The sequence below is a fragment of the Mongoliibacter sp. genome (assembly GCF_007692705.1).
In the GTDB taxonomy this organism is placed as follows: Bacteria; Bacteroidota; Bacteroidia; order Cytophagales; family Cyclobacteriaceae; genus Mongoliibacter.
The window spans coordinates 1-6,745 of record NZ_REBN01000282.1; the positions used below are offsets into that span (position 1 = coordinate 1).

Consider the following 6,745-nt stretch of genomic DNA (forward strand, 5'->3'; position numbering starts at 1 on the left):
TTTCTTTTCAATTGACATAACTTGTCCCGGTTTTTCGGGATAGCCTGTCCCGACTTTCGGGAGAATCTTCGCATGGTTTACAATCATCCCAGTGTGTGATCCCGTAGGTACGGGATCATGCCCGCCTGCTCTGGGCAGGCTCGATTTCATGTCAAGGTGAGTTTTAAATCCACAGAAAAGGTATTGGAATTGGTGTTATCGTTGATTTCGAGTTGATACTGATTAGGATAAAGCAACTCCAGCCTCCTTTTGGTATTGTTCAAGCCAATACCGCTGGATTGACCTTCAGGCGTATTCTCTTTAGCCTTGAAAATATCATTTTTGGCTGCAAAAGACAGCTGATTGCCTTCTTTTGATAAACGGATATAAATTTTACTTTCCTGTTGTGAACTGATTCCATGCTTAAAGCAGTTTTCGATAAAAGGCAAAAATAACATTGGAGCAATGTTAGCATCTTCAATTCTTTCAGGTAGCTGTATGTCTAATTGGACTTTCGTGGATAACCTCATTTTCATAAGTTCTATAAAGTCCTTGATGAAATCCAGTTCCTTGCTAAGAAGGGTTTGGTTTTTTTCAGTTTCATACAACACATACCGCATCATCCTGCTTAATTTCAATAAAGCTGTTTTGGCTTGTTCTACATCCAGGTTAGTGAGTGCATAAATATTGTTAAGCGTATTGAAAAAGAAATGGGGATTGATCTGCGCTTTGAGGTAAGAAAGTTCTGAATTGGTTTTTGCCTTTTCAAGCTCAAACCTGAGCTGTTCATCCTGCTGCCATTTTTGAACTGTTGCAACACTGGTACTGACACCTACAGCCATATAAAATATGAGCACATTGTAAAAATCGAAAGTTAGGTTCCTGGGCCTCTTTACGTAAGCGGTATCAGGTCGGAATACTTCATGCATTAATTGTTGCATATTGACCAGGTTATCAAAAATTATGATGATTCCTATATATGCAAGTCCACCGATTAAATTCAAGGCAAGAAAAACACCCACCCTGTTTTTGAATAAGGTATTTGGAATAAGATAAAAGTAATTGAAATAGAATGCTGCTACCAAAATAGCAAACATCATAATCTGTTTGGTCCAGAATTCTTCAGGAAAATCCAGCCTTGTCGATAAAGGAATCAAAAGAAAAAGCAATGAACCAAAAATGGCCCAGCCCAATACATGGGTGATAATGGATATGTTCTTTTTGATATTCACTTCCTGCATTTTATTAAAATAGGTGATTTTTCAGTAAACTAAAATAAAATTTTGCGTTTTGACTACTTTTATCTACAGATAGGCTGGTTTGATAGATGAAATCCCAGATAAATGAGATAAAATTCGGATTTGGTAATTGGTGAATATGTTCATCCTTAAATAAGCCCACTTCATCGATGTAATACCCAGTATGGTCTAATAGATTTTTTTTTGATACCCGGTTTTAAAACCTTTGTTACCGAAAACTGTCTTACCAACATACATCACAATATTTTACGACACGAATATGAAGACCTATTACCAAAAATTACTTGTTTTATCCTTTTTGATACTGGGAGTATCCTTAAATGGTTTTACCCAAACCGAATCAGCTGAAGAGCCTGTTTACAGAATATCAGGAAAGGTTATGGAAAAAGGTTCAGGTGAACCTGTTGCTTATTCTGCGGTTTCTTTAATTGATCTGGAAACAGAAAAAAGCGTGGCGGGAGCTGTTGCAGATTTTGACGGAGAATTTGTGATTACAAACTTTAAAAATGGTAAATATAAGATTTTGGTATCCTTTATGGGTTTCGAGCCATTTTCATCTTCCACCATCACCATATCTGAAAGTAATTCCAATATCAATTTGGGTAATTTGGCTCTGGAAACTGATGCTGTTGCATTGGAGGAAGTGACAGTGATGGGTCAGAGAGATTTGATTGAAGAAAAAGTAGACAGAACCATTTATAATGCTGAAAATGACCGCACGCTAGTTGGAGGTGATGCGGCTGATGTAATGAGAAGAGTTCCAATGTTGTCGGTTGACTTAGATGGTAATGTTTCCATGAGAGGAAGTTCCAATATTTTAGTCCTTATCAATGGCAAGCAATCAGCAATAGTCGCTTCAAATGTGTCTGAAGCTTTAAAACAAATCCCTGCTGAAGAAATCAAGTCTATTGAAGTGATTACTTCACCATCTGCAAAATATGATGCTGAAGGTACAGGTGGGGTAATCAATATTGTGACCAAGAAAAACAACCTTCAAGGTGCCACACTCAATGTCAATTCCAGTGCTGGAATCAGGGGTTCAAACTTAGGTTTGAATGCGAGTTTGAAAAGAGGCAAAATGGGTTGGACTCTAGGTGGCTTCGGTAGAGCAGGGTATAACATCATAGGTGCTTTTGACAATAACCAAATGGTGACCAATGCGGATGGAAGCACTTTAAACATACTTCAATCCGCAGATACCAGAACAAACATGATGTTTGGGAGATATAATTTCGGTTGGGATTATGAAATCAATGAACACAACTTCATGACCACTTCAGTCAGTTTTGGGTTGAGAAATATGCAAAACCGTCAGGATGGCTTGTTGACAGAAACTTTTATGGAGGAGGAATTGGTGAGCAGTTTACTGAGAGATGTAAATGTCAGGAACTTATCAAATAACGTGGATGTAAATTACAACTATACCAAGACTTACGAAAAACCGATGAAGGAATTCAGTATTTCAGGTTTGTATAGTCAAAATAACCTTACCAATGATTTTATCAATAGTCTTTACACTGGAACATTTGATGATATCTTAAGTAGAGTCAAAAACAATAACCTGGGAAGAAATCAGGAATTTACAGTGCAGTTGGATTATGTGACTCCTATAGGAGATGGGAAGAATAAGATTTTGGAATATGGAGCTAAAAATATCCTAAGAAGAGCTGAAAGTGATTTTGCATATTTCACGGCTGAAGGCGCTGATGGTGATTTTGAAAAAGTTGACGACATCAACTTATCCAATGAGTTTAGCTACGATCAAAATGTAACGGCAGCTTATGCTTCCTATACAACCAACTTTCTTAAAGATTATTCTTTCAAAGGAGGTTTGAGATACGAATACACTAATATCAATGCAGATTTCAGGAATTCAGAGATTGATGCTGATATACCTTCTTATGGCTTGTTAATTCCTAGTGTAAACTTAAGTAGAAAGCTTGAGAAAGGAAATATGATTAAGGCAGCCTACAACAGAAGGGTGCAGAGACCATTCTTGAACTTCTTGAACCCTAACATCAATGCGGCCAACCCACAACAGATTACCCAAGGTAATCCATTATTGGACCCTGAGTTGACAGACAATTATGAAATGTCTTACAGCACCTTCTTCAAAGGCTCTAGTTTGAATTTCACTACCTATTTTAGAAATACAACAGGTTCCATTCAGCCCGTGAGAACAGTAATGGACGACGATATTATCTATACCACTTATGAAAATATTGGATTTGAAAGGGCTTATGGTTTCTCAATATTCTCAAATGTCAATCTTTCTGGTAAATTCTCTCTGAATGGCAGTATTGATGGATATTATGCTGACTTGACCAATGGACTGGATGATCCGATGTTTGCTGCATCCAATCAGGGCTTTGTGATTAGTGGTAGGTTGTTCGCAAATTATTCCCTGCCAAATAACTGGCAGATTCAGTCTTTTGCTTTTGCAAGGGGTAGACAAGTTCAACTGCAGGGATTTGCTGGTGGTTTTGGAATGTATAGCTTGAATTTGAATAAGCAGTTCAATGAAAAAAGAGGAAGTATAGGTTTTGGTGCAGAAAACTTTGTGACCAGAGAAATGGTCATCAGGAATGAGTTGAACACGCCAACTATCATGCAGCAGGGTAGCAATACCATGAGAAACATGAACTTCAAAATCAACTTCAACTATAGAATAGGAAAGTTGAGCATGGATGGGCCAAGAAGGAAGAGAAGAGGGGTTACCAACGACGATATTAAAGAAGGTGATGGTGGAGGTGCTTCTGGTGCAGTAATGAATAATAATTAAGAGATTGATTGATAAAGTAAGAGGCCACCTTGCTATGCAGGGTGGTTTTTTTTTTGGGAGTTATAGGGAGGGAGGAAGGATCGAGATATGAGACATTATATAGTGTAAAAGTTCGGAGGACTTTTTTTAGAGGGTTTTCAGGTCTATCGGGGTTTTATAGACTTAATGAATTTTCAGGTGTTATTTAAATTCTGCAGTTTGAAAACTGGGGGCCTAGTCTGAAGACTTGAACCAGGGGTGAAGAAAACCATATCTAAAAACTTGAGCCAGTAAGGAGCAGGGCAGGAGTGTAGAGTAATAAATAAAAAAGGCCTTTGGAATTGCTTCCAAAGGCCATATAAATTTAATCTGTTATGGTTACTTTTTGTACATCACGTCTTTTACCGCATCCAAAGTTCTCTTCACATTTGGAATAGTAGCCTCGATATACGTAGGAGCGTAGCTTAAAGGAATATCCATTGAGTTGACCCTTACAACTGGGGCGTCCAAGTAATCAAAAGCATTTCTTTGTAAGTGATAAGTAATTTCTGAGGAAATCGCTGCAATCGGATTGGCTTCTTCTACTACCACGCATCTGTTGGTCTTTTTCACGGATTCTACTACTGTAGCATAGTCAATAGGTCTAACAGTTCTTAAATCAATTACCTCAGCTTCTACACCGTCTTTGGCCAATTCTTCTGCAGCTTCTAAAGCCACTTTCATCATTTTCCCAAAAGATACAATAGTGACGTCTTTACCTTTTCTCTTGATATCTGCCACACCTATTGGCAACAAGTACTCGCCTTCAGGTACCTCTCCCTTGTCTGAATACATCAATTCAGATTCCATGAAAATGACTGGATCGTCATCTCTTACTGAAGCCTTGAGCAAACCTTTGGCATCGTAAGGGTTGGAAGGTACCACTACCTTAAGTCCAGGGGTATTGGCAAACCAATTTTCGAAGTTGGATGAGTGCGTAGCACCAAGCTGACCAGCATTACCTGTAGGACCTCTGAATACAATGGGAACACTGTATGCACCACCTGACATGGCTAACATTTTTGCAGCTGAGTTGATGATCTGATCTATAGCAACCAAGGAGAAATTGAAGGTCATGAACTCAATCATAGGTCTCAGTCCGTTCATGGCTGCACCTACTCCTAATCCAGCAAATCCCAGCTCTGAAATAGGTGTATCATACACCCTGTCAGGACCGAATTCGTCCAACATTCCTTGAGATACCTTGTAGGCACCATTATATTCTGCCACCTCTTCTCCCATGAGAAACACGTTTTTGTCGCGTCTCATTTCTTCTGACATGGCTTCTCTTAAAGCTTCTCTGAATTGAATTACTCTCATTGTAAACAATATTTTGGCTCGTAAAAATAGGAACTAATCCCTCAAATCCAAAACAAGATTTGGCATTCAAGGCCTTATTTTAGCAGGATTTGGGAAGAAATGAAATCCAAAAATCTTACAGGGGGTATTCTTTTTGAATGATAACATGGCTACTCTGCCCATTTACAGAGGGATAGCTTGTGTTTTGTCTTTTGGTATCACATTGATTTTTTCATGAATCCAAAAAAAACCGTTGGTATAAAAGCGTATCAATAAGGTGATTTTCTTAAATCAAATCGATATTAGAGGAGTGAAGTATTATTCCATTATGTGGATATCCGCAATGACACCATTATCCAGCTAATAAATGGTTTAGAAGATCCGGATATTAATTTGATATGAGAAATTTATTGATATTGGTTCCATAGGGATGTTCAATTTAGTTAAATATGTCTATTGGAGATAAAGTGGAAAATCAAATTCTATTAAATATTCAGCCATGGTAAAAATTGCATTGATTTCTGATTCTCATAGTTATATCGACGAGGCTACCATCAAGTATCTTGAAGATGTAGACGAGATTTGGCATGCAGGTGATATAGGTGACCTGGGAGTAATTGATGCATTGCCATCAGGTAAATCCCTTCGGGTAATTGTAGGTAATATTGATGATGAGAAAACCCAGGAATTGTATCCTGAAACCTTGATTTATGATCTGGCTGGCATGAAAATCCTGATGACTCATATTGGTGGAAAGCCTCCGAGATACGCCAAGGGGATAAAGACTTTGCTAAAAAAAGAAAAACCTCAATTGTTTGTATGCGGACACTCTCATATCTGCAAGGTAGAGTATGATAAAGAATTAAACTGTTTGTATATGAATCCCGGAGCCATTGGGCAGCATGGTTTTCATGTGATGAGAACTTTGCTGCTTTTTGAAATCAATTCGGGCAAAATCCAAAACTTAAGGGTAGTGGAATTGGGGAAAAGGGGGCGATTGAAATAGAGATTATATACCTTTTGATCCAAAGTTTCTGCTTTAATTCAACCCCTATCGGGGTTGGTGAAAGTAGTTACGGCCTCATGCCAAGCCACCGGATTGCATCCGGGGTAAATAACCTTTGGTATTTAATCCCTGTCTAGCCGACAGGCAGGCCTTCGGGATTATTAGTGTCTAGTTTAAGGCCTATATTAGTTTAGAAGTAAATCGGACTTGCCTAACTCGATACAATTGAAATTGATTTTTTTAGGGTTTATTGGAAACCATTTTTTGATCCAATAATGAAGAAACTACCTGCAATACTAACTGAACCCCAACCCCTGAAAGGGGTTAAAATCCGAAGGGTATTTACACCGAGTGAAACTCGGAGGGCTGACAAGAAGCCGAAACCCCAAAAAACTCCCAACG

Annotated in this window: 4 protein-coding genes; 2 read left to right on the top strand and 2 right to left on the bottom strand. The window is 38.4% G+C overall.

What is annotated here, in order from left to right; all coding sequences use genetic code 11:
- Positions 1 to 146 precede the first annotated feature (146 nt).
- Positions 147 to 1,220 (bottom strand): sensor histidine kinase, encoded by a 1,074-nt coding sequence (locus EA341_RS18915; RefSeq protein WP_293016741.1) that lies wholly within the window; start codon positions 1,218 to 1,220, stop codon positions 147 to 149.
- Between the two features lie 277 nt (positions 1,221 to 1,497).
- Here EA341_RS18915 and EA341_RS18920 point away from each other — a divergent pair, with 277 nt between their 5' ends.
- The gene (locus EA341_RS18920) at positions 1,498 to 4,020 is read left to right on the top strand and encodes a TonB-dependent receptor (RefSeq protein ID WP_293016742.1); all 2,523 of its coding nucleotides are present in this window, start codon (positions 1,498 to 1,500) and stop codon (positions 4,018 to 4,020) included.
- Between the two features lie 357 nt (positions 4,021 to 4,377).
- Here the strand turns inward: EA341_RS18920 and EA341_RS18925 are convergent, their stop codons facing one another.
- Complete coding sequence (locus EA341_RS18925) at positions 4,378 to 5,358, bottom strand: pyruvate dehydrogenase complex E1 component subunit beta (protein ID WP_293016743.1); 981 nt, start codon at positions 5,356 to 5,358, stop codon at positions 4,378 to 4,380.
- Positions 5,359 to 5,836: 478 nt separating this feature from the next.
- Here EA341_RS18925 and EA341_RS18930 point away from each other — a divergent pair, with 478 nt between their 5' ends.
- Positions 5,837 to 6,343 (top strand): metallophosphoesterase family protein, encoded by a 507-nt coding sequence (locus EA341_RS18930; RefSeq protein ID WP_293016745.1) that lies wholly within the window; start codon positions 5,837 to 5,839, stop codon positions 6,341 to 6,343.
- The last annotated feature ends 402 nt before the right edge of the window (positions 6,344 to 6,745 follow it).

Bases quoted from the DNA above. Each gene is read 5' to 3' on its own strand.
- EA341_RS18915 (WP_293016741.1), bottom strand. From the start codon at position 1,220: ATGCAGGAAGTGAATATCAAAAAGAACATATCCATTATCACCCATGTA.
- EA341_RS18920 (WP_293016742.1), top strand. From the start codon at position 1,498: ATGAAGACCTATTACCAAAAATTACTTGTTTTATCCTTTTTGATACTG.
- EA341_RS18925 (WP_293016743.1), bottom strand. From the start codon at position 5,358: ATGAGAGTAATTCAATTCAGAGAAGCTTTAAGAGAAGCCATGTCAGAA.
- EA341_RS18930 (WP_293016745.1), top strand. From the start codon at position 5,837: ATGGTAAAAATTGCATTGATTTCTGATTCTCATAGTTATATCGACGAG.